General features: G+C 64.7%; 20 protein-coding genes. 3 read left to right on the top strand and 17 right to left on the bottom strand.

From position 1 onward, the window contains the following. Positions 1 to 104: 104 nt before the first annotated feature. The 12 genes from AABQ55_RS28760 to AABQ55_RS28705 form a co-directional block, all read right to left on the bottom strand. Complete coding sequence (locus AABQ55_RS28760) at positions 105 to 1,046, bottom strand: HAD-IIA family hydrolase (protein WP_272808497.1); 942 nt, start codon at positions 1,044 to 1,046, stop codon at positions 105 to 107. After that, complete coding sequence (locus AABQ55_RS28755) at positions 1,033 to 2,553, bottom strand: xylulokinase (protein WP_272808496.1); 1,521 nt, start codon at positions 2,551 to 2,553, stop codon at positions 1,033 to 1,035. The genes AABQ55_RS28760 and AABQ55_RS28755 overlap by 14 nt, the downstream gene beginning before the upstream one ends. Beyond that, on the bottom strand, positions 2,550 to 4,019 hold the full coding sequence (locus tag AABQ55_RS28750; RefSeq protein ID WP_272808495.1) for an iron-containing alcohol dehydrogenase: 1,470 nt from the start codon (positions 4,017 to 4,019) through the stop codon (positions 2,550 to 2,552). Before AABQ55_RS28750 ends, AABQ55_RS28755 begins: the two co-directional genes overlap by 4 nt. Positions 4,020 to 4,060: 41 nt before the next feature. Continuing rightward, complete coding sequence (locus tag AABQ55_RS28745; protein ID WP_338341932.1) at positions 4,061 to 5,008, bottom strand: ABC transporter permease; 948 nt, start codon at positions 5,006 to 5,008, stop codon at positions 4,061 to 4,063. A 92-nt stretch (positions 5,009 to 5,100) separates the two neighbouring features. Beyond that, positions 5,101 to 6,630, bottom strand: a complete 1,530-nt coding sequence (locus AABQ55_RS28740; RefSeq protein ID WP_272808493.1) for a sugar ABC transporter ATP-binding protein — start codon at positions 6,628 to 6,630, stop codon at positions 5,101 to 5,103. A gap of 75 nt (positions 6,631 to 6,705) precedes the next feature. Further along, positions 6,706 to 7,686: a substrate-binding domain-containing protein gene (locus AABQ55_RS28735; protein WP_272808492.1), complete on the bottom strand. Its 981-nt coding sequence runs from the start codon at positions 7,684 to 7,686 to the stop codon at positions 6,706 to 6,708. 73 nt (positions 7,687 to 7,759) lie between these two features. Continuing rightward, positions 7,760 to 8,437 (bottom strand): 2-oxo acid dehydrogenase subunit E2, encoded by a 678-nt coding sequence (locus AABQ55_RS28730; RefSeq protein ID WP_272808491.1) that lies wholly within the window; start codon positions 8,435 to 8,437, stop codon positions 7,760 to 7,762. A gap of 12 nt (positions 8,438 to 8,449) precedes the next feature. After that, positions 8,450 to 9,295, bottom strand: a complete 846-nt coding sequence (locus tag AABQ55_RS28725; protein WP_272808490.1) for a class II fructose-bisphosphate aldolase — start codon at positions 9,293 to 9,295, stop codon at positions 8,450 to 8,452. Beyond that, entirely contained in the window at positions 9,292 to 11,058 is a 1,767-nt protein-coding gene (glpD, locus tag AABQ55_RS28720; RefSeq protein ID WP_272808489.1) for a glycerol-3-phosphate dehydrogenase, read from the bottom strand. The genes AABQ55_RS28725 and glpD overlap by 4 nt, the downstream gene beginning before the upstream one ends. 61 nt (positions 11,059 to 11,119) lie before the next feature. Then, a complete protein-coding gene (locus tag AABQ55_RS28715; protein ID WP_272808488.1) occupies positions 11,120 to 11,362 on the bottom strand; it encodes a biotin/lipoyl-containing protein in 243 nt (80 codons plus the stop codon). Then, positions 11,359 to 12,393 (bottom strand): alpha-ketoacid dehydrogenase subunit beta, encoded by a 1,035-nt coding sequence (locus tag AABQ55_RS28710; protein ID WP_338341926.1) that lies wholly within the window; start codon positions 12,391 to 12,393, stop codon positions 11,359 to 11,361. Before AABQ55_RS28710 ends, AABQ55_RS28715 begins: the two co-directional genes overlap by 4 nt. Next, positions 12,390 to 13,394 carry a thiamine pyrophosphate-dependent dehydrogenase E1 component subunit alpha gene (locus AABQ55_RS28705; protein ID WP_272808487.1) on the bottom strand — a complete coding sequence of 335 codons (1,005 nt, stop codon included), beginning with the start codon at positions 13,392 to 13,394 and terminating at the stop codon, positions 12,390 to 12,392. Before AABQ55_RS28705 ends, AABQ55_RS28710 begins: the two co-directional genes overlap by 4 nt. A 302-nt stretch (positions 13,395 to 13,696) precedes the next feature. On the opposite strand from AABQ55_RS28705, the gene AABQ55_RS28700 reads away from it, so the two are divergent. The 3 genes from AABQ55_RS28700 to lipA all read left to right on the top strand — a co-directional run bounded on the left by AABQ55_RS28700 (position 13,697) and on the right by lipA (position 17,302). Beyond that, positions 13,697 to 14,680 carry a sugar-binding transcriptional regulator gene (locus AABQ55_RS28700; protein WP_272808486.1) on the top strand — a complete coding sequence of 328 codons (984 nt, stop codon included), beginning with the start codon at positions 13,697 to 13,699 and terminating at the stop codon, positions 14,678 to 14,680. A gap of 148 nt (positions 14,681 to 14,828) precedes the next feature. Then, the gene (locus AABQ55_RS28695) at positions 14,829 to 16,301 is read left to right on the top strand and encodes an FGGY-family carbohydrate kinase (protein WP_272808485.1); all 1,473 of its coding nucleotides are present in this window, start codon (positions 14,829 to 14,831) and stop codon (positions 16,299 to 16,301) included. Positions 16,302 to 16,348: 47 nt separating this feature from the next. Next, positions 16,349 to 17,302 carry a lipoyl synthase gene (gene lipA, locus AABQ55_RS28690; protein WP_272808484.1) on the top strand — a complete coding sequence of 318 codons (954 nt, stop codon included), beginning with the start codon at positions 16,349 to 16,351 and terminating at the stop codon, positions 17,300 to 17,302. Positions 17,303 to 17,476: 174 nt separating this feature from the next. On the opposite strand, the gene AABQ55_RS28685 is transcribed toward lipA, so the two are convergent. The 5 genes from AABQ55_RS28685 to AABQ55_RS28665 all read right to left on the bottom strand — a co-directional run bounded on the left by AABQ55_RS28685 (position 17,477) and on the right by AABQ55_RS28665 (position 23,215). Beyond that, complete coding sequence (locus AABQ55_RS28685) at positions 17,477 to 18,451, bottom strand: carbohydrate kinase family protein (RefSeq protein WP_272808483.1); 975 nt, start codon at positions 18,449 to 18,451, stop codon at positions 17,477 to 17,479. Positions 18,452 to 18,499: 48 nt separating this feature from the next. Next, positions 18,500 to 19,492 (bottom strand): ABC transporter permease, encoded by a 993-nt coding sequence (locus AABQ55_RS28680; protein ID WP_272808482.1) that lies wholly within the window; start codon positions 19,490 to 19,492, stop codon positions 18,500 to 18,502. Further along, positions 19,440 to 20,969, bottom strand: coding sequence for a sugar ABC transporter ATP-binding protein (locus AABQ55_RS28675; RefSeq protein WP_272808481.1), 1,530 nt, complete (start codon positions 20,967 to 20,969; stop codon positions 19,440 to 19,442). Before AABQ55_RS28675 ends, AABQ55_RS28680 begins: the two co-directional genes overlap by 53 nt. 74 nt (positions 20,970 to 21,043) lie before the next feature. Beyond that, positions 21,044 to 22,213, bottom strand: a complete 1,170-nt coding sequence (locus AABQ55_RS28670; RefSeq protein ID WP_272808480.1) for a substrate-binding domain-containing protein — start codon at positions 22,211 to 22,213, stop codon at positions 21,044 to 21,046. A gap of 87 nt (positions 22,214 to 22,300) precedes the next feature. Continuing rightward, on the bottom strand, positions 22,301 to 23,215 hold the full coding sequence (locus tag AABQ55_RS28665; protein WP_272808479.1) for an alpha/beta fold hydrolase: 915 nt from the start codon (positions 23,213 to 23,215) through the stop codon (positions 22,301 to 22,303). Positions 23,216 to 23,396 lie beyond the last annotated feature (181 nt).

Genomic DNA, 23,396 nt, shown 5'->3' with positions numbered 1-23,396 from the left:
GTTGCGGGGCCTAAGTCCACGGAAACTTGTAAAGTGAGGCGTTGAAAGAATTCGAACCAACGACCGCTCCCGCCAGAGGGGGAAAGCAGCGGCAGAGGAATCCTTTAAATAAACGGAATTATAATGGTGGGAACGATTTGCGAGTCTGCGATATAGGGTTCAACTGGCTCTGCTGCGAATAAACCGTGCCTGGTGACGAGGATCGTGTCGAGGCCGGCAGCTTGCCCTCCGAGTATATCGGTATGCAAGGTATCGCCGACCATCGCCAGCCTGCCTGCTCCGACACGGCCGATCGCATTCTCGAAAGCGGCCGCAAAGGGCTTTCCGAAAAAATGCGGCGTGACGCCGGCGCGGTCCTGGAGGTCATGCGCCCACCAGCCTGGTTCGAGGGTAAGCCCGTCTTCGCGCGGTGCGATCAAGTCGGGATTGGCGATGACGACGGGGCGGGGATTCATGAGCAGTTCGGAGACGAGACGATCCTGCAGGACCTCTGTCCACCGGGCGGACGACAGGAAGAGGAAACCTTCTGCGCGCGACCAGTCATCGCCCGCATCTAGGAGATCGATGACGCCGACAGCCGCGTCCTCGAAACCGTCTCCCGAAGCACAGATCGCGGACCATCGAAGGTCCGGCGCGAGACCGTCGAGATGCGCGAGGGCGACATCCCGGCTGGAGACGATCTCCTCGCGTCGCACGTCCAGTCCGAGACGCCGATATTTCCCGTAGGCGATCTCGCTGGTGTAGCTCGCCGCATTGGTGAGAATGCAGAAGGGCTTGCCCATGGCACGCAGCGCCGACAGGCATTCCGCCGCGCCCTCGATCGCCGTCTCGCCGACGTTCAGCACGCCGAACGAGTCGAACAGGAATCCGTCGTAGCGCTCCGCCGTTTCAATGAGGCTTCCGGCATAGACCGGCGCGCTGGGGAAGCGCGCGCCGGGCAGGCGCGAGCGGATTTCCTGATACCGTTGATAGGCGCGCGTGAGGCTGATCGTCGGAACGACCGTCATCATTTCAGCGTCCGATTGTGCGGCGCTATGCAGCGTCATGGGTGGCATCCTGCAATTGCCTGAACTGGTCGCGAAGCGACGGGTAGACGGTCTTGTAGATCTCATAGAACCGGTCGTACTTCAAACCGCGTTCCCTGTCGGGCAGGTAGACCCGCCCGCTGCCGCTCATGGCGGAGGCCGCATCCTCGACGCTATCGAAGAAACCCGCGCCCTTCGCGGCGAGCATGGCCGCGCCGAGGCATGTCGCCTCGCCCTCGCGCGCGACCTCCACCGGCCGCTGCAATATGTCCGCGACGATCTGGCACCAGAGTTCGCTGCGCGATCCGCCGCCCATAACCAGAAAGCGATCGGTTGTCGAGCCGGTCACGCGCTCGGCGCTCGTTGTTGACAGGCGTTGCTCCATCGCCAGCCCCTCCAGTATCGCACGATAGAAATGCGCTTTTCCGTGCCGGCTCGACAGGCCGAAGAATACGCCGCGCGCCGCACTGTCCCAGTAGGGCGTTAGCACGCCGGTGAGATAGGGAAGCGCCAAGAGGCCTTCCGAACCGGGCGGGAGGCTGGCGGCAGCGGTCTCAAGGATCTGCTCGGGCGAAAGGTCCAGATGAAACGGGTCCCTGCCGATATCCGAGAACCGCTCCACGAACCAGTTGATGTTGTAGGTGCCGCCGCCGAAGAAGGTCTCGATCAGATAGGAGCCGGGCACACCGCCGACCATCAGGCGAAATGCGCGATCCACCTGGTAATTCGCACTGAACGTGCCGGAAACGATCCCGGTGCCGAGGTTGAGATAGGCCTCGCCCGGCCGCGTGATGCCGACACCGAGACCGGCCGCCTGCCCATCCCCGAGCCCCGCAACGACCTTCAGACCCGGTATCAGCCCGAAGTCGGCGGCCACGTCAGGGCGCACCGTTCCCAATACCTCGCCAGGCGCAACGATGTCTCCAAAATGCTCAGGCGCAAGACCAGTTTGTCCGATCAGCCCGCCATGCAACGCGAAACGCTTCAGATCAAGCACGCCCAGCGGATCAATGCTTCCATAGGAGCCGCGCCACTCGCCGGTCAACCGGTGGACGAGATAACCGTGCACGTCCACCACGCGGTGCGCTCTTTCGAGGACACGCAGCTCGTGCTTCTTCAGCCACAAAAGCTTGTACCAGCTCGTGGCGGTGTTTGGCGGCTTGCCGGTGATCGCGTGGACGGCGTCCGTTCCGAAGTTCTCGACCTCCTCAGCCGCACGCGTATCGAGCCACAGGATGGCGGGCCGCAGCGCATGCCCGGCCTCGTCCAGGCAGACGAAGGTTTCGCGCTGATGGGCGATCGAAAGGGCCGCCAGGCGGGAGGGATCGATCTGCCGGCACGCCTGCCCGATTGCCTCGCAGGTGGTCCGCCACCATTCGACGGGATCCTGCTCGCCCCAGCCCGGCTTCGGCGTCGAATGACCGAACGCCGCCCGGCCGCTGCTGACGGCACGGCCCTTCTGGTCCCAGACGATCGCCTTGGCCGCGGTGGTCGAGCAATCGATGCCGAGAACCAGATCCGCCGTCATCTGCCAGCCCCCCTGGCGGCATTGCAGGCTTCATCGACGCGGTCGAGGACTCGCTGGACGCCCGCCTCGTCCCACCAGCCGGCAAGCGTCAGAAGGTCGGCAACCGTGAAGCGCTCGCGCATGAACTGGCAGTTCGCCACCACCCAGCGCGCGAGATCTGCCGACGGCATGGGATCGAGCTGGTCGTGACGCATGGGTGCGTTGGCCCTATGAAGGTAGCGCGCAATCTCGTGCGAGCCAAGCACGAGCGCATCGTGCCGCGCGCGGTTTTCCGCCCAGTCCGCGAAGAACGCCTCGACGCTTCCGCGGGCGCCGTGCCAGTCGGCCAGCTTCCTGCCGTAACGCGACCAGCATTCGGCGCCGATACGGCCGCTGGGATCGAGCATCGCGAATACCTCGCCGACGCGGGACTCCCAGGTTCCGATATCGGGAAAGAGGCTCGCCGGGTCCGGCCGAGCCTCGCTCCAGCGTTCGCTGAAGACTTCCCAGGCGGCCGCGCGGATCACCGAACCAACGCCGACCTGCGCGCCGTGCAGGCCCATCGGCGCGCCGCGCTCGCCGGCGACCATGTCGAGCATATGGCTGAAAAGGTGCTCCATGCCAGACAGCGCCGCCGTGGTGCCGCCGACGCCCGTGACGATGCCGCGCATCGCCAGCGCCGAGGCGAGACGCGCGCAGGCGTCGTGATCGCCCTTGCCGACGCCTTCCGACCAGTCGCCGACCCCTTCGCCGCACAGGGCGAGAAGATCCAGCAGTATCGGCGCGAAGGTGCTGTCCAGCCCGAGACGGCATGCCAGGAACCAGTCACCCGGCGCACTGTACATCGACATGAGCTCGCCGAAGCCGGATGCGTTCAGGACATGCGGCGCCTCGCAAACGGTGCGCGTGTCGGTCAGCACCGCCTCGGGCCAGCGCGTCAGCAGCGTACGCTTGACGCCGTTCTGCAGGACCACCGAGAAATTGTCGGTGTAACCATCCACCGAGGCCGCCGTCTGGATGACGATATGCACGGGCACGTTCGACCGCATGGCTGCGACCTTGGCGATATCGGTGATCGTGCCGCTCCCCACCGAGACGATGCAATCCGCCCCGACCGCGCGACGGGCGGCCTCGTCGAGGATCGGATCATCGGCATGCAGCACGGCGTGGCCATCGTCGAGCGTGACGCGGGTGACCGCGTAGCGCTCTGAAAGCTTGCGAAAAACCTCGCCTTTGAGGTCTCCCCCATTCCGCCGGATGACCACGGGATCCACCATCAGATGGACGCGGATTGCCGGGCCGGAGGCGAGACCGGCAGCCGACAGATGACGGTCGATCGTTCCGGTGAGGCCGTCGAGCACGTCGCCCGATATCGCCACTTCCTTGAGGCCCAGCGGCTCGAATTGTCCGCGCGGGTCATTCTGGCTCAGCGCCGCCCTGATCGTGTCAAGGCGTGAAAGGTCCGACAGCCGGAGGTCAAGCGACATGATACACTCACTTTCCAATAAGACAGGCCGACCGGACACACTCAGCGGCCGGACCGGCGATCCAGGATCACGGCAATAATGATCGCGACGCCGATGACCACCGGTTGGAGGTTCGGTGAAACGTTGATCAGCGCCATGCCGTTGCGAAGAACGCCGATGATCAGAAGGCCGACGAACGTCCCGAGCATTCCGCCCGACCCGCCGGAGAGGCTGGCACCGCCGATGACCACGACGGCGATGACGCTGAGCAGATCGCTCGCGCCGGCCGTGGGATGGGCCGTGTCGAGCCGCGAGCCGAGGATGAGGCCGGCGACGGCGGCCAGCACGCCGGCGATCACGTAGACGCCGAGCTTGACACGCTGCGTGTTGATCCCGGAAAGCCGCGCCACCTCCTCGCCGCCGCCCACCGCGTAGAGCGCCCGCCCAGCCGGCCGGAAGGTCAGCCAGTAGGCGGCGATCAGGTAGATCGCGATCATCAGGATCGTCTCGAGCGGAATGCCGAGGATGCGCGTCGCCGTCAGCGCGGTGAAATAGTCGGGAAAACCGGTGATGGGGCCACCATTGGTGATGAAGAGCGCAATGCCGGAACAGGCTGACATGGTCGCAAGCGTCGCGACGAAGGGCTGGATCCGCCCGTAGGTGGACAGAAGACCGTTCACCAGCCCGACGAGGGCTCCGACTGCAACGCCGGCAAGGCACGACAAGGGAAAAGGCACGCCGAACTCGCGGTAGAGCCAGGCGTTCACCATCAGGCTGACGGCGAGCACGGCGCCGACCGACAGATCGATGCCGCCGATGATGATAACGAGCGCCGCACCCACGGCCATGATCCCGATTTCGGAAACCTGGCTGAAGATGTTCAGCATGTTCCGCGTCGTCAGGAAGTACGGCGACAGATAGGAAAACACGATGCAGATCAGGATCAGGCCGATCAAGGGTCCGGGCAGGATGCGGAGGGCGGAAAGGACCGCGCTGGAAAAGCGGTTCATTGCGGGAGCCTCGCTGTCCTGCCGACGCGTCTGCGCGTCCGGAAAGGCCGTCTGCGTGACGTCAGTGTTGGTTTTGACATCTGACATGGTCGTCATCCCTGCTGGATATCTGAAGTTGAAGACGCGCGGCCGCCGACCGCCAGCGCCATGACCTTTTCCGGACTGGCCTCCTCGCGGGAGAGGATCCCGCATTGCCGGCCTTCGGACATGACGAGGATCCGGTGCGAGAGGCCCAGGACCTCCTCGAGCTCCGAGGACACCACGATCACCCCCATGCCGCTCGACGCAAGGCTGCGCAGGATCTCGTAGATCGCCATCTTGGCGCCGACATCCACCCCGCGCGTCGGCTCGTCGACGATAAAGACCTTCGGCGCCTCCACCAGCCATTTGGCCAGCAGCACTTTCTGCTGGTTGCCGCCGGACATGAAACCGACGGGCAGGTCCAGCCGTCCGCGGATATCGAAACGCTTGCGCTGCTGCTCGCCGACCTTCCTGACCGTCGACGGAAGGATCTGGCCGAAGCGCGCGAGCTTCCTTTCCCAGGGAAGCGTTATGTTGGCGGCGGCGGAGCGATCGAGGTTGAGGCCCAGCCCCTTGCGGTCTTCCGGGACCATGAAGATGCCTGCATCCATCGCGCCGCGCGGGCTCTTGAAATTGACGCGCTGCCCGGCAACCCAGATCTCGCCGCTATCGAGACGGTCCGCGCCGCTGATGGCTCTGACGACATCGGTGCGCCCGGCGCCGACCAATCCGGCGAAGCCGAGGATTTCGCCCTCCAGCAATTCGAAGGAAACGTCGCGGAACGCACCCTGCCGGGCCGCCCCATCTACCTTGAGCACCACCTTCTGGCCGCGCGGCTTGGGCGCATGGTGCTCGAAAGTGAATTCGCGTCCGACCATCGCGTTGATCATCTGCTCCTTCGGTACGGGCTTCTCTTCCCATCGGGCCACCATTGCGCCGTCGCGCAAGCAGACCACCTGGTCGGCCACGGACTGGATCTCGTCGAGCCGGTGCGAGACGTAGATGACGCCGGTTCCTTCGGTCCGCAGACGGCGCACATGCTCAAGGATCTGCTCGGCCTCCACCTCACCGAGCGTGGCGGTCGGCTCGTCGAATATGATGTAGCGAGGCTTGCGCAGTAGCGCCTTGGCGATCTCAATGCTCTGCTGCACCGCCATGGTGAGGCCGTTGACGACGCGCCGGGGGCTGATGGTGACGCCGAGGGAGCCGAGGATCGCGCGGGATTCCTCCTCCATGCGCGCCCGGTCGACACGGCCGCCTCGCATAGGCAGACGGCCCATGAACAGGTTCTCCGCGACGGATAGCCTCGGCAGCAGGCGGATTTCCTGATGGATCAGCGCGACGCCCTTCTGCAGCGCCTCGGAGGGGGAGCGCGGCCGGTATTCCGTGCCATCGAGCCAGATCTGTCCTTCGGTCGGCGAGACGATACCAGCGATGATCGCGTTGAAGGTGGACTTGCCCGCGCCGTTCTCACCGATCAGGCCCACCACATTGCCGGGCCGCAAGGAGAAATCGATCGATTTCAGAACCTTTATCTTGCCGTAGTCCTTGACGATCCTGTTGCAGAACAGGCCGACCTCTGCGGGAGCGCTGGCATCCATGACCGAGATCCGTTTCGAATAATTGCTTGATGCTGACGGCGGACCCGGCCCATGACGGACCGGGTCCGACCCCTGTCAGAAGCGGTCGGCGGCCGGGCCGTAGAAATCCGACGGCTTGATCTGGTCGACATTGTCGGCCGTGACCAGAACAGTGTCCTGGTACTGGATCTCCGGGATCGAGCCCGCCTCGCCGTTGATGACGCGCAGCGCGTCCCGAACTGCCATCTGACCCATCTTATACGGAATCTGGGCCATGGTCGCCTGGGTCAAGCCGGACTTGATCGCCTTGAACATCGTCGGGAAGCCGTCGATGCCGACCGACAGCAGGTCGTCGCGGCCAGCCTGCCGGGCGGCCTTCGCCGCGCCGAGCGACATGGCGTCGCTCTCGCCGAAGACGGCCTTGAGGTTGGGGTTGGCGGTCAGGATGTTCTGGGTCGCCGCGAAGGCTTCGTTCTCGTCCCAGTTCGCGGCCTGTACGGCAACGACCTTGATGTCGGGATAGTTCTTCAGCGCTTCCTCGCAACCCTGCGTGCGCTGCTGCTCGGCCGTCGAACCGAGAACACCCTTGAGGATGGCGATCTCGCCGCTGCCGCCCATCTTGTCGAAGAGCCAAGTGCAGAGGTCGCGCGCCGCCTTCACGCTGTCAGTCGCGATGAAGGTGACGAGCTCGCCGCTGCCGGATTCCGGCCGCTGGTCCACGGCGATGACGGGAACCTCGGCATTGTTGGCGGCCTTGACGCTGGCGGCTGCCGCCGTCGAATCCTGCGAGATGAAGAGCAGCGCCTTCGGCTGCTGGACCAGGAGGTTCTGAACCTGGTTGATCTGCTCGCGCGAGCTGTTGGAGGCAGAGGCCACGTTGAGATCGAGGCCTGCTTCCTTCGCCGCATCGCGCATGCCATCGACCGCCGCGATATAGAACAGCGATTTCTGGTCGGCAACGGAAGCGGCAATCAAGGGCTTTTCCTGGGCCGCGGCGATTGCCGGGGCCAGGGACAGGGCGAGCGCAGCACCGAGCAGGCCCCGGACCACGGATGCACGTAGTTTACTGTTCTTCATAGCCATATCCTCCCATAGTTAGGCTATTCATTTTCCAGTTTCGCAGTGCTTACGATCCATTCGCGGATCGACTTCAGTTCGCAGGCGCCTCCTTTTCGAGACGCTTCTTCAGGGCAGCCATGAAGCTGGCCGCCTGTGCTCCGTCGAGGGCGCGGTGATCGCAGGTCAGCGTCAGCTCGCTGATCTGGCGCCATTGGGGATCGCCGTCGTTCCAGACCTGACGCCGGCTCGTACCGCCCACCGCCAGGATCGCCACCTGCGGCGGGTTGATGATCGCGGTAAACCGCTTGACGTCGAACATGCCGAGGTTGGAGATCGTGAACGTGCCACCCACCACGTCCGTAATCGCGATTTTTCCGTCGCGTACCTTACCCACCAGCGCCCGGCGGCGCTCGGCGATCCCTGCAAGCGACAACCGCGCCGCATTACGGACGACAGGCACCGTCAGGCCCCTGTCGGAGGCCACGGCAAGGCCGACATTGATGTCGTCGTACTCCACGATTGTGTCGTCGCGGTAATGGGCGTTCACCGCCGGGTGCTCAGCCAGCGTGGCGGCACAGTCCGACAGGATGACGTCCGTCAGCGTAACCCCCTCCGTGCGCCGCGCCATCGCGGCTTCCATGTCCACCTCAACCGTGATGCCGAACATCGGCGCCTGCCAGGCCGTGCCCATGTGCCGGGCCATCAGCTTCGCCGTCTTGGAGAGCGGCTTTTCGCGGCCAACCGGTTCTGCTTCGAGGGTCTTCGTCATGGCCGGGTTCCCTCAAGCCGCCTTGCCGGCGCAGCCGTAAAGCTGGATTTTCTCGACCGTCGCATCGACCATCTGGCTGCGGCCTTCCGCCATTGCCTCCTCGAGCTGTCGGTCGCCCTTCGCCCAGACCGACTCGAAGCCGCGCCGGAAGGCATGGCGCAGATCGGTATCGGCGTTGAATTTGTGCACGCCGGCCGCCCTCGCCTCGCTGACCTCGCGTTCGGTGAGACCGGAGGCGCCGTGCAGAACCAGCGGAATGCCCGTCGCTTCGCGGATCTCATGGATACGTTGGATATTGATCGGCTCGGGCGTCAGGCCGGGAATCACGCCATGGACGATCCCGACCGAGATGGCGAGATAATCGATGCCCGTCTCGGCCGCGAAGCGACGCGCCTCTTCGACATCGGTGTAGTAATCGGCCCAGTTTACGGTCTCGCCGACATCCGGGATCTTGCCGAGCTCGGCTTCGACCGGAATGCCGAAGGCGTGGGCGATCTCGACCACACGCCGCGTGGTGGCGATGTTCTCCTCGAAGGGCAGATGGGCGCCGTCATACATGATCGACGTGAAGCCGAGGCGGATCGCCTCCATTACCTCATCCCAGGACCCGTGATCGAGGTGGATCACATATTTGGCATTCGACCACTCGGCGATCCTCTGCGTCATCTCGAACGCACGCCGGACGCCAATATGAGGAATGATGGCGCGGCCGACCTGAAGGAACACCGGCGCTCTGGCACGCTCCGCGGCCCAGACGAGCGCCTCGGTGGTCTCCTCGTTGTGCATGTTGAACGCACCGACCGCATAGCCGTTGCGGCGAGCGTCTTCGATGATCGCTCTGGGGTCGGATTGGGTCATGTGGTCTGTCCTCCGAAATGTCGTGTGTCGATGCGGGCGGCTGTGGTGTCCGGGACGGCAGGCGACGGCGCGCCTGCCGCGGGCGCCGCGGCCATCCGGGGGAGATCGGATCGGCCCGGCACGTCGAAACGGCGGATGTAGCGAAGATAGTCACGAACCTCATCCGCCCGGCGCTGCTCGCTCCAGCCGAGATGGCGGGCGAGGATATCGGCCGCACGGTCGAGAGCAGCGCGACCACAGGTCGAGTTGAGACCGACCATGACGCGGCGGATCAGGGCGTCGGTCAGGGTGCGGCAGAATTCGTTGCGATAGGTGAAGACGAGCTCCGCGCCGAGGGCACCCGTTTCGGGATCGAAGACCTCGGCGAGATCAGGGTGTTCGTGCGCCAGGGCAAGGATATCCGCCGCCCGCGCGCCATAGGTCTCGACAAGGCGGTGCATCGTGGCGGGCGCAGCGGCGCCGCCGCGCTCCAGTCCCTTGCGGAAGGCGTTCCAGTCGCCCACCCTGGCGCCCGGGAATAGTGTCCGCGACGTCGAGCACGGCGGCGCCTTCTTGCCGAGCTGCCTGTAGATTTCGTCGACAGCTTCCTCGGCGAGGCTGCGATATGTCGTCAGCTTGCCGCCGATCACCGACAGAAGCCCCCTGCACCGCGGCGCATGATCGTGCAACACATGGCTTCGCGGCACTTTCCACTCCGACTTGTCGGGAACAAACGGGAGCGGGCGCACGCCGCTATAGGTGTAGAGGATATCGTCTTCCGTCAGACCGGCAGAGGGGATGAGCTGGTTGACCTCGCCGAGCAGATACTCGACCTCGGAGGCATCGGCGCAGGCCGTGTCGGGGTCGTCCGCGTAACGCTTGTCGGTCGTGCCGATCAGGTAGCGCTCGCCCCAGGGAATGACGAGAACGAGACGGCCGTCGGCGCGCGACTCGTAATAGATGACGTCCTTGGGCGCGCCGGGGAACGGGTCGACGACCAGATGGCTTCCCTTGGCGCCGCCGATATGGCGCTCAGTGCCGCCGCTCGAACCGTCGAGCACCATGTCGACCCAGGGGCCTGCCGCATTGACGACGACGCTCGCGGAAAGCGCGTGCCGCTCGCCGGTCAGGACATCAGTGAAGAGCACGCCGCCGACCGATCCGCCCTCCTCCAGAAAGCCGTCCACCTTGGCATGGGTGAAGATGCGCGCGCCGTCGGCGCGGGCGGCAAGGGCCACCTCCACGCACAGCCGCTCGGACCAGACCACCTGCCCGTCCATGAAGATCGCGCATCCTTCCAGCCCGTCGGGATCCATCCCGGGGAACCGGTCGAGCGTCTCCTTGCGGGAAAGGACCTTGTGCGAATGGGTCGACTTGTCGAAGGAGAGAACGTCGTAGGTCACCATCCCGGCACGGATCATCCAGCGCGACCGCCTGTTGTGCCGATAGAAGGGGATCATCAGCGGCACGGGCTTCACGAGATGCGGAGCGAGGCGGAACAGCCGCTCGCGTTCGCGCAGGGATTCGCGCACCAGCGCCACATCGCCCTGCTCCAGATAGCGCAGCCCCCCATGGATCAGGCGGCCCGACCAGCTCGAGGTGCCGCTGCCGATATCCTCCTTCTCCACCAGCGCCACGCGCAAACCGCGCGCCGCCGCGTCGCGGGCGATGCCGGCGCCATTGATGCCGGCGCCGATCACGATCAGGTCGAAGACGTTCTCCGGGGCCGGGGGCCCGTCGGGTCTTGTCTCCGCCGCGCGGCTATCTCCTGGAATATCGGTCATGGCTCATCGTCTTGAACTATGGACTTCGGGACCGGCCAGCCGGCCGGCGGCATCGTCTGTCTCAGTCGTCGGTCTCTATGATCGCGAGGACGCTGCGGACCTTGGCCTCCTCGCCCTTCTGGACGATGATCTCGGTCAGGACGCCGGTGGCGGGGGATTCAAGCTCCTGCGTCGCCTTTTCGGCCTCGATCTCGGCGAGCGGCTCGTCCTCGCTGACGCGATCGCCGACCTTCTTCAACCAGTCGGTGACCGTGCCCTCGCTCATGCCCATGCCCCACTGGGGCAGAAGAACTTCCACTCTCATACAACCAACCTCCGGTTCTTCGTCATGTTCTGATCGACCGCGCAGACCGCTTCGAGCGCGGCGACGATCTTCTCCGTCGTGGGATAGATCTGCGGCTCCAGCGCCGGGCTGAACGGCACCTGCATATTGAGCGACGCCACCCGCTTGATCGGCGCCCGCAGGGCCTCGTAGGCTTCGTCCGCCACCACGGCGGCGATCTCGGCCGCCGCGCCGCACATGCGATGGGCCGGCTCGGTGATCACCAGGCGCCCGGTGCGCCGGACGGATTCGACGATCGTCTTGGTATCGAGCGGAACCAGCGTGCGCGGATCGATCACCTCCACCGAGATGCCCCGCGCTGCCATCTGCTCCGCCGCCTTGAGCGCGAGCGGGACCGCGCCGGAAACGCCGACCAGCGTCACGTCCGTTCCCTCCCGCCGCGTGCGCGCCTTGCCGAACGGGATCCAGTATTCGTTGTCGTCGACCTCCTCCTTCGCCCCCCAGAGCGGCACCGCCTCGAAGACGAGAACCGGGTCGTCGCTGTCGATGGCCGTGCGTAGCAGGCCTTTGGCGTCACTGGCGGAAGCCGGAGCGACGATCTTCAGGCCCGGCACGTTCATGAACATCGGATAGGGGCGGTCGGAATGGTGCGCGCCGGTGTTGAGGCCGTAGAACATGGCCGAGCGGAACACGACCGGGATCGAGCTCTGGCCGCCGAACATGTAGCGGTTCTTGGCCGCCTGGTTCACAAGCTGGTCCATCGCCATGTAGAGGAAGCTGGAATAAGACAGATCGACCAGCGGCCGCAGGCCGGTCATCGCCGCGCCGATCGCGGCGCCGACGATGGCTTCCTCGGCGATGGGCGTGTTGCGGATGCGCGAACGCCCGAACTGCTGGACGAAATCGCCTTCCTCGGCACGCTGCTTCCCGCCGCCGGTCGTGCCATAGACATTGGCCTCGACGTCCTCGCCGATGATGATAACGCGCTCGTCGGCGATCATGGCCTCGCGCTGGGCGGCGCCGATGGCGCCGATATAGGTCATCTGGCTCAAAGCACGTCCTCCAGCTTGTAGGGATCGGTGTAGAGATCCTCGAAGGCCACGTTCAGGGCGGGGTCCGGGCTCTCCAGGGTGAAGGTCACGCAATCCTCGACCTCGCGGGCGATGTCAGCCTCGACGGCGTCCATCTCCCCGGCGGTGGCGATACCCTTGGCGATCAGCATTTGGCGGAAGAGGACGATGGGATCGCGCGACAGCCAGTGTTCCTTCTCGGCGGCGTCGCGGTAGTCGACATTGATGCGCAGGCCTTCGGAATGCTCGCGGAAGCGGTAGGTCATGACCTCGACGAGGGTCGGGCCGGCGCCGATACGGGCACGCTCGGCGGCCTCCGCCACGGCGTCATAGACCTTCAGCACATCCTGGCCATCCTCGACGCGCACGCCCGGAAGGCCGAAACCATGGGCGCGGTCGCAGATCCTTCCGGCGGTCACGGTATGGGCCGGGGTGGAGAGGGCGTACTGGTTGTTTTCGCACAGGAAGATGACCGGCAGCTTCCAGACGGATGCGAGGTTGAGGGCCTCGTAGAAGACCCCCTGGTTGGCCGCGCCGTCACCGAAGAAGGAGAGCGCCACACGATCCTGCTTCAGCACCTGCGCCGAGAGACCAGCGCCCACGGCGATCGGAATGGAGGATCCGGTGATGCCGGACTCGCCAAGGCTGCCGACCGCGGCGTCGGCGAGATGCAGCGAGCCACCCTTGCCCTTGCACACGCCGGTCGCCTTGCCGACCAGCTCCGCCATCAGCGGCCCGAGGGGCGAGCCCATGCCGATCGGATGGCCATGGCTGCGATGGTTGCCGGTCATGTGATCGCCGGGGCGCAGCGCCATGCAGGCGCCCACCACCTGAGCCTCCTGTCCGATGCTGGTATGCACCGTGCCGGGAATCTGGCCGCGCTTGACCATCTTGGATGCGCGCTCGTCGAACAGACGGATGCGCAGCATGCGACGCTGCATTTCCAGCAGCGTCTGCGCCGATAGGGTCGCAGACCGCTCCATGCCTCTCCTCCACTTGAAGCAAATGTTCTTTATATGAACTTATGTATCAAACAGGGCAGATGGACGCAAGCGGCGAAATCGTCCGGCCGGATCTTTTTCAGGCGCGCGCCCCTTCCCACGCAGCAAAAAGGGCGTGACGCGGCGCGATTTTTCGTGTTTTTCGTCACTATGCCGCCGATTCAGGGTTGAACCGGCTCCAGCCGGCAATAAGCCGGACGCCCGTCGAGAACCGCAGTGGACGAGCGGTTTGTCATCAGGCAGGACTTGCCCGGGAAATAACGAGGCCGCGACGAATGAATGAGATGGACAGGATCAGCAGCGAACCGGCACGGGCGGCTTGGCTCTACTATGCCGAGGAGCTTACCCAGAGCCAGGTCGCCGAGAAGCTGGGCGTCAGCCGCAGCACTGTCATCCGCCTGCTCCGACGCGCCAAGGAGAGCGGACTGGTCCAGATCACGCTCGGCGTGTCGTCGGAGACATTCGAGGCCGAGCGAAACCTGGAGAACCGCTATGGCCTGAAGAAGGTCCGTATCGTCCCCACCGCCGAGGATGACGCGATGCAACGCCGTTGGATGGGGCAGGTCGCAGCCGAGACCCTTGTCGGCATGGTTCGCGATGACGCCGTTGTTGCGGTAAGCTGGGGGACGACGCTCCAGGCGATGGCCGACTCGCTCTATGGCGAGACGTCGGTCTCCGGAATGCAGATCGTCGCCCTTGTCGGCGGGCTGCATAACGCGACCCGCGGCACGAATCCGTCGGAAGTGGCCGAGCAGCTCGGCCAGTATTTCCGTGCTCCGGCGCGTGCCCTCTACGCGCCGGTCTATGTCAAGAACGAGGCTACGGCCTCCGGCCTCAGAAGCGATGCAGGCCTGCGGGAAGCACTCGAACTCGCCCGCAAAGCCTCGCTCGTTGTCTTCGGCCTCGGCGCGCTGCACGACGATGCGACGATGTTGAAGCTCGGATATGTCGACGCGGCAGAGAAGGAATTCCTGGAGCGGCAGGGCGCAGTCGGCGACATCGGTTGTCGCTGGATCGACCGCGATGGGCAGGCGGTCGCCCTGCCGCCCACCATCCATCCGATCGGCATCGAGCTCGAGGATTTGCGGCATATTCCGGAGCGGCTGGCGGTGGCGGGCGGCGCAAACAAGAACGAGATCGTGCGTGCCGCGCTGCACGGCGGCTATGTGACTCACCTTGTGACAGACGAGCAATGCGCCTCGTTTCTCCTGGCGGAGGGTGGGGAAGCCGCCGCATCGAAACGGCACGCGCCGAAGCAATCGCGCTGATATTCAGCGCGAGGTGGCATCGCGGCCGCCACGCGCGGGGCATCCGCGCCGCTTGACATATTTGTTCAAATGGTGAACATTTGCTTCAATAGAACCTGACTGGTGCCATTGCCGTGAGGAGCGGTGCGCTATCGGGATGGGAGGAGCCATGATTCTCGGGATCGACCTTGGAACCTCGGTCGTGAAGGCGGCCAGCTTTTCGCTGGAGGGACGCAATATCGCCGTCGCCTCGCGCCGCACCATTTTCGACCCGTTCGGCGATGGCCGGATCGAGCAGGACCTTGAAACCCTCGTGACGTCGGTCGGCGAGGTGGTGGCGGAGGTCTGCGCCCGGTCCGGCGGCCCGCCGCAGGCGATCGGCATTACTGGCCAAAGCGACGGCCTCTGGCTCCTTGATGAAGCCGGACGGGCCGTCAGGCCGGCCATCTCCTGGCTCGACGACCGCGGCAACCCCTTCCTGCAGCGCTGGATCGATTCCGGCGTATTCGAGGCGGTATTCCGCCGCAATGCCAATGCGATCTTTTCCGGCTCCCAGGCGCCGCTGATGGCCGCGCTGGCGGCCACCGACCCGGCTTCACTCGAAGCCGCGACCACGGCCAGCTACCTCAAGGACGCGATCCTGCAACGCCTCACGGGCGTGCGCGTCACGGATGCCTCCGACGCCTCTCTGCCTTTCTTGGATATTCGAAAGCGTGACTATGATCCCGAAATCCTCCGCCTCCTTGGACTGGAGCGTTACGCGCGGCTGCTCGCGCCGGTAATGCCCGCCCCCGGCCAAGCCTTTCCGCTGAGCGCCACCGGCGCCGCGCTGACCGGCCTTCCCGAAGGAATCCCGGTTCATGCCGGACCATTCGATCTCGTGGCCTGTCCCATGGGCGCCGGGGTGAGAACGGTCGGCGATGGCCTGATCATCGTCGGTACGACACTCGCCTGTGAAGTGATGGTCGATACGATCGACACCACGGCGGACCCCGTCGGCATGACGCTGTGCATGCCCTCCGAGGGCCGTTGGATCCGCTCTCTGCCGGCGACGGTCGGCACGGCCGCGCTGGACTGGGTGCTGAACCTTGTCGGTATGAAGCACGATGCCCTCGACGCGCTGCTTGAGCAAAACGCGCCGGGCGCCAATGGCGTCACCGCCCTGCCCTATTTCTCGGCGACCGGCGAACGCGCTCCATTTTGCGACGTGAATGCGCGCGGCCAGCTCGCAGGCTTGAGCACTGCGACCACGCCGGCCGACCTCGTGATGGCGGTATGCGAATCCGTCGCCTATGCGGCCCGCCATTGCATCGAGGCCGCCGGCCTGTCGGGGCGGCTGGCGATCTGCGGCGGCGGCAGCAGTTCCGCCGCATGGACCCAAATGCTCGCCGACGTCTTGCAGAGGCCGCTGCACATCGCCCCAAGGCCCGAGGTGGGCGCGAGGGGCGCCTGCATCGCCGCGATGGATGCGTTGGGACTGCAATACGATGTCGGGGCTTGGACAAGCGCCGAGGGCCTGATCGAACCGCGGCGCAAGAGCGCCGAGCGTTACGCCGGCGGCTACGCCCACTATCTCGAAACGATCTCCGCCGCGCGCCCGCTCTGGCACAGCCCGCACCGCAGGCCGCGCGCCGTGGCATGACGCCGGCGAACGCTCAACCGAACAACGTGCATCGAGAGAAACCCGCCATGGCGAGAGACCTGACGATTCCCGAACAGCGCCACCCGGAAAAGGCGCATCGTCCGCACACCCCGGACCTGGAGAAACCGGCCTGGATCCGCGTGAAGGCGCGGGTCGGCGACAGCTACAGGGCGACACGCGACATCGTCCAGGCGCATGGCCTCACCACAGTCTGCGAGGAAGCCGGCTGCCCCAATATCAGCGAATGCTGGAACCAGCGCCATGCCACCATGATGATCATGGGCGACATCTGCACGCGCGGCTGCACCTTCTGCAACGTCGCAACCGGCCGCCCCGACGCGCTGGACCCTTTCGAGCCGGCACGGGTGGCCAACGCCGTCAGGAAGCTCGGCCTTGCGCATGTCGTCGTCACCAGCGTCGACCGCGACGACCTGGAAGACGGCGGCGCCGATCATTTCGCACGGACCATCCGCATGATCCATCGGCACGCACCGGGCACGACCGTCGAGATCCTCACCCCCGATTTCCGCCGGTGCGGGCCATCGGCGCTCGAAACCGTCGTGGCCGCGGGGCCGGACGTCTTCAACCACAATCTCGAAACCGTTCCCGGGCTCTATGCCGAGGTGCGCCCCGGCGCGCGCTACTTCACGTCACTGCGACTGCTGCAGCGCGTCAAGGAACTCGCCCCCGCAATGTTCACCAAATCCGGCATCATGGTCGGGCTGGGCGAAACGCGGCGGGAGGTCCTGCAGGTGATGGATGATATGCGCGCGGCCGACGTCGACTTCCTGACGATCGGCCAATACCTGCGCCCGACGCCGAAACACCACACGGTCGCCCGCTATGTCACGCCGGAAGAGTTCCGGGAATATGAGGCAATCGCCTTCGCGAAGGGTTTCCTGATGGTATCTGCGACACCCCTCACGCGGTCGAGCCATCACGCCGGCGACGATTTCGTAAAACTGAAAGCTATGAGAAGAGAACGTTCGGAGCATCTATGAGACCTATAGAATCGACGCCTCTGTGCTGTGAACCTATTACTTTGGTGTGATTCAGGCTCTCCCTTGATGCCGCAGGCAGGTTGCCATTCGGTTTTGCGACAGAGACAGCACGAGCAGGCGAAGCCGCACGGCGGCGTTCCTCCGGCGACAATCACCGTTGTGCGGAAACAGGTATCATCCGACGCTCTGGAGAACTTTTGCCGGGTCCTTGGCCTTCACGCGGAGGATGAAGTCGAGCGCCGCGTCGAGATCGGTGACGCCCGCCTGACTGCCGAGGCCGCTGGCATTGAGGGCGGAGGACGCCTGGGCCAGCCGCATTGTCTCTTCGGGATTCATGCCCCTGATCAGCCCGGTGGCAAAGCCGGCGTTGAAGGCATCGCCGCACCCGCAGGTGCACACGACGTTGATGTCGAAGGCAGGCATGTGAAAGCGTGTTCCGTCGCGGTGGTGGTAGTAGGCGCCTTCAGCGCCCATCGTCATGACAATGCAACCGACACCGAGGTCGACAAAGTGGCGGCCGATGTCCTCCTTGTCGGTTAGACCGGAAAGCGCCTGCGCCTCCTCGATGGAGGGAATGAAGTAATCGACATTCGGAAGAAGCCCGGCGACATTCGCCATATCCTTCTTGTCCGCGGCGAAGACATCGAGCGTGGTGATGCACCCGCGCCGGCGCGCTTCGGCCATCAGCGCGAAGCTCTTCTCGCCGTCCATCAGGTCCATGAGGCCAGTACCGCCCATATGAACGATCTTCGCGTCCAGCACCTGGTCGAGATGCTCCGGCCTGACGTCGAAGGCGCCAGTCGCCCCGCGCATGTGGAGCGCCGGGCGTTGCCCATCGGGTCTCGTTGTGACGATGGAGGAGGAAGTACCCACATTCTTGCAGAGTTCCATTCGAGAGGTGTCCACGCCGAAATGGTTGAGGCGGTCGATGACCCATGCCCCCATCAGGTCGTCGCCGATGCCGCCAACCGCGAGCACTTTTAGGCCGTACTTGGCGGCGACGATCGCCGCCGCGCCGGCCGCACCGGAGACGGCCATGGTGATTTCCTCGACGAAGTATGTGTTGCCGCCCGGCGGAATGGCCGTCACCGGCCTGCCGAGGCAATCAAAGGTGTAGAAACCGATGGAAGTGTAGTCGTATGTCGTCATGGTCTTCCTCCCGCACCGCCTTCCGACGGTGACCTCAAACTGACGGTATTAGGCGTTGCGCTTGCGGGCAAAAGCGACCGCAAGGATGATGATCGCGCCCGAGATCATCATCTGCTCGGAAACGTCGAGCCCCATGATGATGAGGCCGTTGTTGATCGTGCCGATCATCAGCGCGCCGGTGAAGGTGCCGATAATGGTCGCCCGGCCGCCGAACAGGCTGGTGCCGCCGAGGATCACCGCCGCGATGACCATCAGCTCGGCGCCCTCGCCGAAATTGTAGCGGGCCGTCTGCATCATGCCGGAATAAAGCAGGCCCGCGAGCGCGGCCGCCGACGCCGTCAGCAGGAAGGCGAGGAACTTGATGCGACGCGTCTTTACGCCGGAATATTCCGCCGCCAGGCGATTGCCGCCGGTGGCGAGGATCTGCCGGCCGAAGGAGGTATAGCGCAGAACCACATGGCCGAGCGCCGCCACGATCACCGACCAGAAGAGCAGCGAGGGAACGCCCCAGAGGCTTCCCGACCCGAACAGGCTGTTGAAGGTCGCGTTGGAGATCGAGATCGGGTTGGTGTAGGTGACGCGCATGTCGAAGCCGCGAATGAACTGCATCATGCCAAGCGTCACCAGGAAGGACGGAATGCCGACCACCGTGACGAAGAAGCCGTTGAGGCAGCCGACGACGAGGCCGGCGCCGAGCGCCGCCGCCACCGCAAGTCCCCAGCCATAGCCCGCCTGCATGACGAGCGCGCAGACGAGGGCGGAGAGCGCCGCGGTGGAGCCGACCGACAGATCGAGCTCGCCCGCGCCGATGACGAAGGTCATGGCGGTCGCCATGACGACGATCATGGCGGTGGTCCGCGCGATGTTGAACATGTTGCGGACGGTCAGGAAGCCGCTGTCGCCGATCATGATCGCGAAGTAGAGGAAGACCGCCGCGAAGACGATATAGACGATGTAGTCCTGCAGGGCGCGAATCTTGAACATGCCGTCAAGCCGCGGCGCCTGCAGGGGCCGCTCCGAGACGATGGCCTTGGATTGCATGATGAAGCTCCTCCTCCGAGCCGATATCCTGACGCCGCACGTCCTGGAATATGCGCCCGTTGTGCAGGACGAGCAGCCGGTCGCTGACGGCCAGCAGCTCCTCCAGTTCCGATGAGATGATGACGACCGCGACGCCTTCGTCGGCCATTTCGCGGACGACGCGGGCGATCTCCGACTTCGCGCCGATATCGACGCCAATGGTGGGCTCGTCGAGGACGAGCAGGCGCGGCCGGCGCGCCAGCCACTTGCCGAGAACGATCTTCTGTTGGTTGCCGCCCGACAAAAGCCGGGCCGGCTTGTCGGCGCTTTCCGTCTTGATGTTGAGCGCATCGATCATCCGGCGGATCATGCGGGCCGCGCCGCGGTCGTTGACGAAAGCTCCGGCGGTAAAAAGGCCGAGGCTCGGCAGAAGCATGTTCTGGCCGACGGAATGCTCCAGCACGAGGCCCAGACGGCGGCGATCCTCCGGCACGAGCGCGATGCCCTCGGCGATCGCCTGCGCCTGGCTGGTGACCGGCTTCCCGTCGATCAGGATTTCTCCAGCGGCCAGCGGCCGGCGCCCGAAGATCGCCTCGGCGATCTCGGTGCGTCCCGAACCCATCAGCCCGGCAATGCCGACGATCTCGCCCGCGCCTACGTCGAAGCTGACATCGTTGATGCGGGGCGGCAGGCTGACGCCGCGAAGCGTGAGAAGCGGTGGGCCGGAGCTCCGGTAACCGCGGTCGTGCCACTTGAAGCCTTCCACCTCGTCGGATCCCAGCATGGTCTCGACCAGCTCGGCCATGCTCACCTCGCTGCAGGGCGCCGTCAGGCGCACCCCGCCGTCGCGCATGACGGTGACGCGGTCGCACACGCTGAATATCTCCGCCATGCGGTGCGAGATATAGATGATGGAAATGCCGCTCGCCTTCAGCCGCCCGACGAGTGCGAAGAGCGCTTCGGTCTCGGCTTCGGACAGCGAGGCGGTCGGCTCGTCCATCACGAGGATCTGTGCCTGGCGCGACAGCGCCTTGGCGATTTCAACCATCTGGCACTGGCCGACGCTTAGTTCGCTGACGGGCACGCGCGGATCGATGTCGACGCCGAGCTCGTCCAGGATTCGGCGCGCGCGGCGCACGGCTTCCCCGTCACGGATGAAGATTCCCTTCTTCGGCTCACCGTTGAGAAAGATGTTCTGCGCCACGGAGAGCGTGGGCACGAGGCTGAATTCCTGGAAGATCATGGCGATCCCGGCGCGCCGGGCGCTGATGGCGTCGCCGAAGGCGACCTCCTCGCCCTCGATCCGGATGGTCCCGCCATCCTTTTCGTAGACGCCGGACAGGATCTTCATCAGCGACGACTTGCCGGCGCCGTTGCCGCCCATCAGGGCATGGACTTCGCCGCGGTTCAGCGTGAAGTCGACCTTGTTCAGCACCTTGTTTTGCGCAAAGGACTTCTCGATGTCGCGCATTTCGAGAACGGCTCGATCTTGCGGCATTGGATCGTTCTCCGGTTCGGGCGAGGCTGGAGAGGAGCGCTACCAGCCAGCGCCCCTTTGCTTTATCGGTTCTTTTACTGCGAGAGCGCCGAGCTCATTTCCTGCGGCAGATCGATCCGGTAGATCGTCTTGTAGGAGTCCGGCAGGTTGGCGCGCTTCACAGCGAGCGGCGGCACGACCACATAGGGCGGAACCTTCTCGCCGATCAGCGTCAGCGCGCCGATCCTGGCTTCCGCGGTACCCTGGTCATAAGGGCGCTGCGAGGAAATGCCGGCGATGAAGCCGTTCTGGGCCATGTTGAGCGCGACGATCTGGTCGAAGTTCTCGTTGACGATCTTGAAGTCGGACGGCGTGCGGCCGTTGACGTTGGCAGCCGTCACCGCGCCCATGGCCGGAATCGACCAGCTGGCATACATGCCGTCGATATCGGGGTAGCGGGCAAGCACGCCCTGCGCCACTTCCTGGCCCTTGTTCGGGTCGTCGTGGCCCGCGGCGGCGACGAGCTTGACGTCCGGATACTTGGCGCGCAGGCGGGCGATGAAGCCTTCATAGCGCAGGTTCGTCACGTAGAAGTCGTTGGCGAAGTAGAGCGCCGCGACATTGCCCTTGTAGTTGATCGATTCGGCCAGAAGGTCGGCGAGATACATGCCGAGCGCCAGATTGTCGGACGAGATGATCGCCGCATAGTCCTTGCCGGGATCCATGCCTTCCACGGCCTGGTCGATAAAGACCACCTTGGTGCCGGCTTCCGAAAGGCGCTTGTAGGCGCTGGCCGTCGTCTTGCCGTTGAGCGGTATGGAGACCAGAAGGTCGGGCTTCAGGACGGAGATGGCCTCCAGGTCGGCGATCTGCTTGGCGTCGTCCCAGTTGGCATTGGTCTCGGCAACGACCTTGATGCCGAGCTTCTCGAAATTTTCCTTGAGGCCGATGAGCTGCTGGGAGGCCCAGTCGTCGCCGAGCCAGCCCATGGAGATGGCGACGGTGAAGTTACCGGCCTTGATCTTGGCGAGCTGCTCGTCGGTGATGGCGATCTTGGAGGCCGGGAAGCCTTCCTCGCCGCGCTGGCCGTCGGAGACCACCACGTCGGTGAGGTCGTCGATCTGGGCGAGCTTCATCGTCTTTTCCGACGGCTCCTTGTACCAGAGCGGGTGCTTGACGCCCTCGGTGTTGTCGGCGAGCGCCGCCATCGGCAGGGACGCAACCACCATGGTCGCGAGGGCTCTCTTCAGGACATGCAGGGACATTGCTTGGCTCTCCTCCCAAGGTTACAGCCGCCTCTCATTGAGACAGCAGAAAGAATGCTGGCATGGGGCCGGCTTGCCGGCCCTTCGTCATCCGTGTTCGCGGATGAAATCGAGCAGCGCGGCCGCCAGGCGGTCAGGCGCCTCGAGCGCAAGACTGTGGCCGCATTCCTCGAACACGTCGGATTTGACGACGCGCTCGGCGACGCGCTCCATCTGGTCCTTGACCAGCTCGCCGAAGAATTCCGGGGCGCCGATGGTCATGACCGGCATCTTCAGCTTCGTCTTGATCAGTTCGTCGTTGATGCGGGCGTTCTTGAGGCCGGCCCGGTAGGTCTCCAGGCAGCCGCGAAGGCCGCCGGGCGCCGAAAGGCGGGCGATCCATTCGGTGATCGCCTCGTCGGCGATGGCATTCGGGTTCCAAGTCTCCGCCTTGATCCAGAATTCCCAGAACTCGCGCTCGCGGCCGGAGATCAGCATTTCCGGCAGATGGGGGATCCAGAAGAACGGGATGTGCCAGAGCCAGACGCCCGCCATGCGGAACTGGGACGACACCTTCTCCGGCGTGAAGTTCGACCATTCCTCCAAGCCCTGCCCCGACAGGAGCATCTCGGCGAAGGAGAGCGTGCGGACGCGATCCGGCTCGCTGGCGGCCAGCGCATAGGCGAATTCCGCGCCGCGGTCCTCGCCGTGCAGGTGGAAGGTCTCGTGCCCGAGCTGCGTCATCAGCTCGGCCATGTCGCGGGCGTTGGTGCGGCTGTCGTAGCCCTCCTCCGCTGGCGGCTTGTCCGTATCGCCGAAGCCGCGCAGGTCGGGCGCCACGATGCGGAAATACGGGGTCAGGAGCGGGATGAGGCGGTACCAGTAGAAATGCGTCTTGGGCGTACCGTGCAGAAGAAGCAGCGGCTCACCCTCCCCCGCCGTCACATAGTGCATACGGATACCGTTGACGCGGGCGCGCCCGTGCTTCACCGCCTTGCCATCATGATCATAGATCTCGACCAAGCCACCACCCTCCCGATCTGCTTGAACATTCATGAGTTATCATTTACAACTGTACAAACAGATTGTCAATGGCTTGCAGGAAAAGTTCGCCCTGACGGCAGGAATTGCCTGAAACCGGAAACCGCCGAATCCAAGGGGAAGAAAGATGTATTTCGTTAAATTCAATAGGGAATTTTAAAAC

This window comes from Shinella sp. WSD5-1, from assembly GCF_963942435.1.
In the GTDB taxonomy this organism is placed as follows: domain Bacteria; phylum Pseudomonadota; class Alphaproteobacteria; order Rhizobiales; family Rhizobiaceae; genus Shinella; species Shinella yambaruensis.
The sequence above is the reverse complement of the archived record's forward strand: the minus strand, read 5'-3'. Positions and strand labels throughout refer to the sequence as shown.

Coding starts and splice junctions, on each gene's coding strand:
- AABQ55_RS28760 (WP_272808497.1), bottom strand. CDS start 1,046: ATGACGCTGCATAGCGCCGCACAATCGGACGCTGAAATGATGACGGTC.
- AABQ55_RS28755 (WP_272808496.1), bottom strand. CDS start 2,553: ATGACGGCGGATCTGGTTCTCGGCATCGATTGCTCGACCACCGCGGCC.
- AABQ55_RS28750 (WP_272808495.1), bottom strand. CDS start 4,019: ATGTCGCTTGACCTCCGGCTGTCGGACCTTTCACGCCTTGACACGATC.
- AABQ55_RS28745 (WP_338341932.1), bottom strand. CDS start 5,008: ATGAACCGCTTTTCCAGCGCGGTCCTTTCCGCCCTCCGCATCCTGCCC.
- AABQ55_RS28740 (WP_272808493.1), bottom strand. CDS start 6,630: ATGGATGCCAGCGCTCCCGCAGAGGTCGGCCTGTTCTGCAACAGGATC.
- AABQ55_RS28735 (WP_272808492.1), bottom strand. CDS start 7,686: ATGAAGAACAGTAAACTACGTGCATCCGTGGTCCGGGGCCTGCTCGGT.
- AABQ55_RS28730 (WP_272808491.1), bottom strand. CDS start 8,437: ATGACGAAGACCCTCGAAGCAGAACCGGTTGGCCGCGAAAAGCCGCTC.
- AABQ55_RS28725 (WP_272808490.1), bottom strand. CDS start 9,295: ATGACCCAATCCGACCCCAGAGCGATCATCGAAGACGCTCGCCGCAAC.
- glpD (WP_272808489.1), bottom strand. CDS start 11,058: ATGACCGATATTCCAGGAGATAGCCGCGCGGCGGAGACAAGACCCGAC.
- AABQ55_RS28715 (WP_272808488.1), bottom strand. CDS start 11,362: ATGAGAGTGGAAGTTCTTCTGCCCCAGTGGGGCATGGGCATGAGCGAG.
- AABQ55_RS28705 (WP_272808487.1), bottom strand. CDS start 13,394: ATGGAGCGGTCTGCGACCCTATCGGCGCAGACGCTGCTGGAAATGCAG.
- AABQ55_RS28700 (WP_272808486.1), top strand. CDS start 13,697: ATGGACAGGATCAGCAGCGAACCGGCACGGGCGGCTTGGCTCTACTAT.
- AABQ55_RS28695 (WP_272808485.1), top strand. CDS start 14,829: ATGATTCTCGGGATCGACCTTGGAACCTCGGTCGTGAAGGCGGCCAGC.
- lipA (WP_272808484.1), top strand. CDS start 16,349: ATGGCGAGAGACCTGACGATTCCCGAACAGCGCCACCCGGAAAAGGCG.
- AABQ55_RS28685 (WP_272808483.1), bottom strand. CDS start 18,451: ATGACGACATACGACTACACTTCCATCGGTTTCTACACCTTTGATTGC.
- AABQ55_RS28680 (WP_272808482.1), bottom strand. CDS start 19,492: ATGCAATCCAAGGCCATCGTCTCGGAGCGGCCCCTGCAGGCGCCGCGG.
- AABQ55_RS28675 (WP_272808481.1), bottom strand. CDS start 20,969: ATGCCGCAAGATCGAGCCGTTCTCGAAATGCGCGACATCGAGAAGTCC.
- AABQ55_RS28670 (WP_272808480.1), bottom strand. CDS start 22,213: ATGTCCCTGCATGTCCTGAAGAGAGCCCTCGCGACCATGGTGGTTGCG.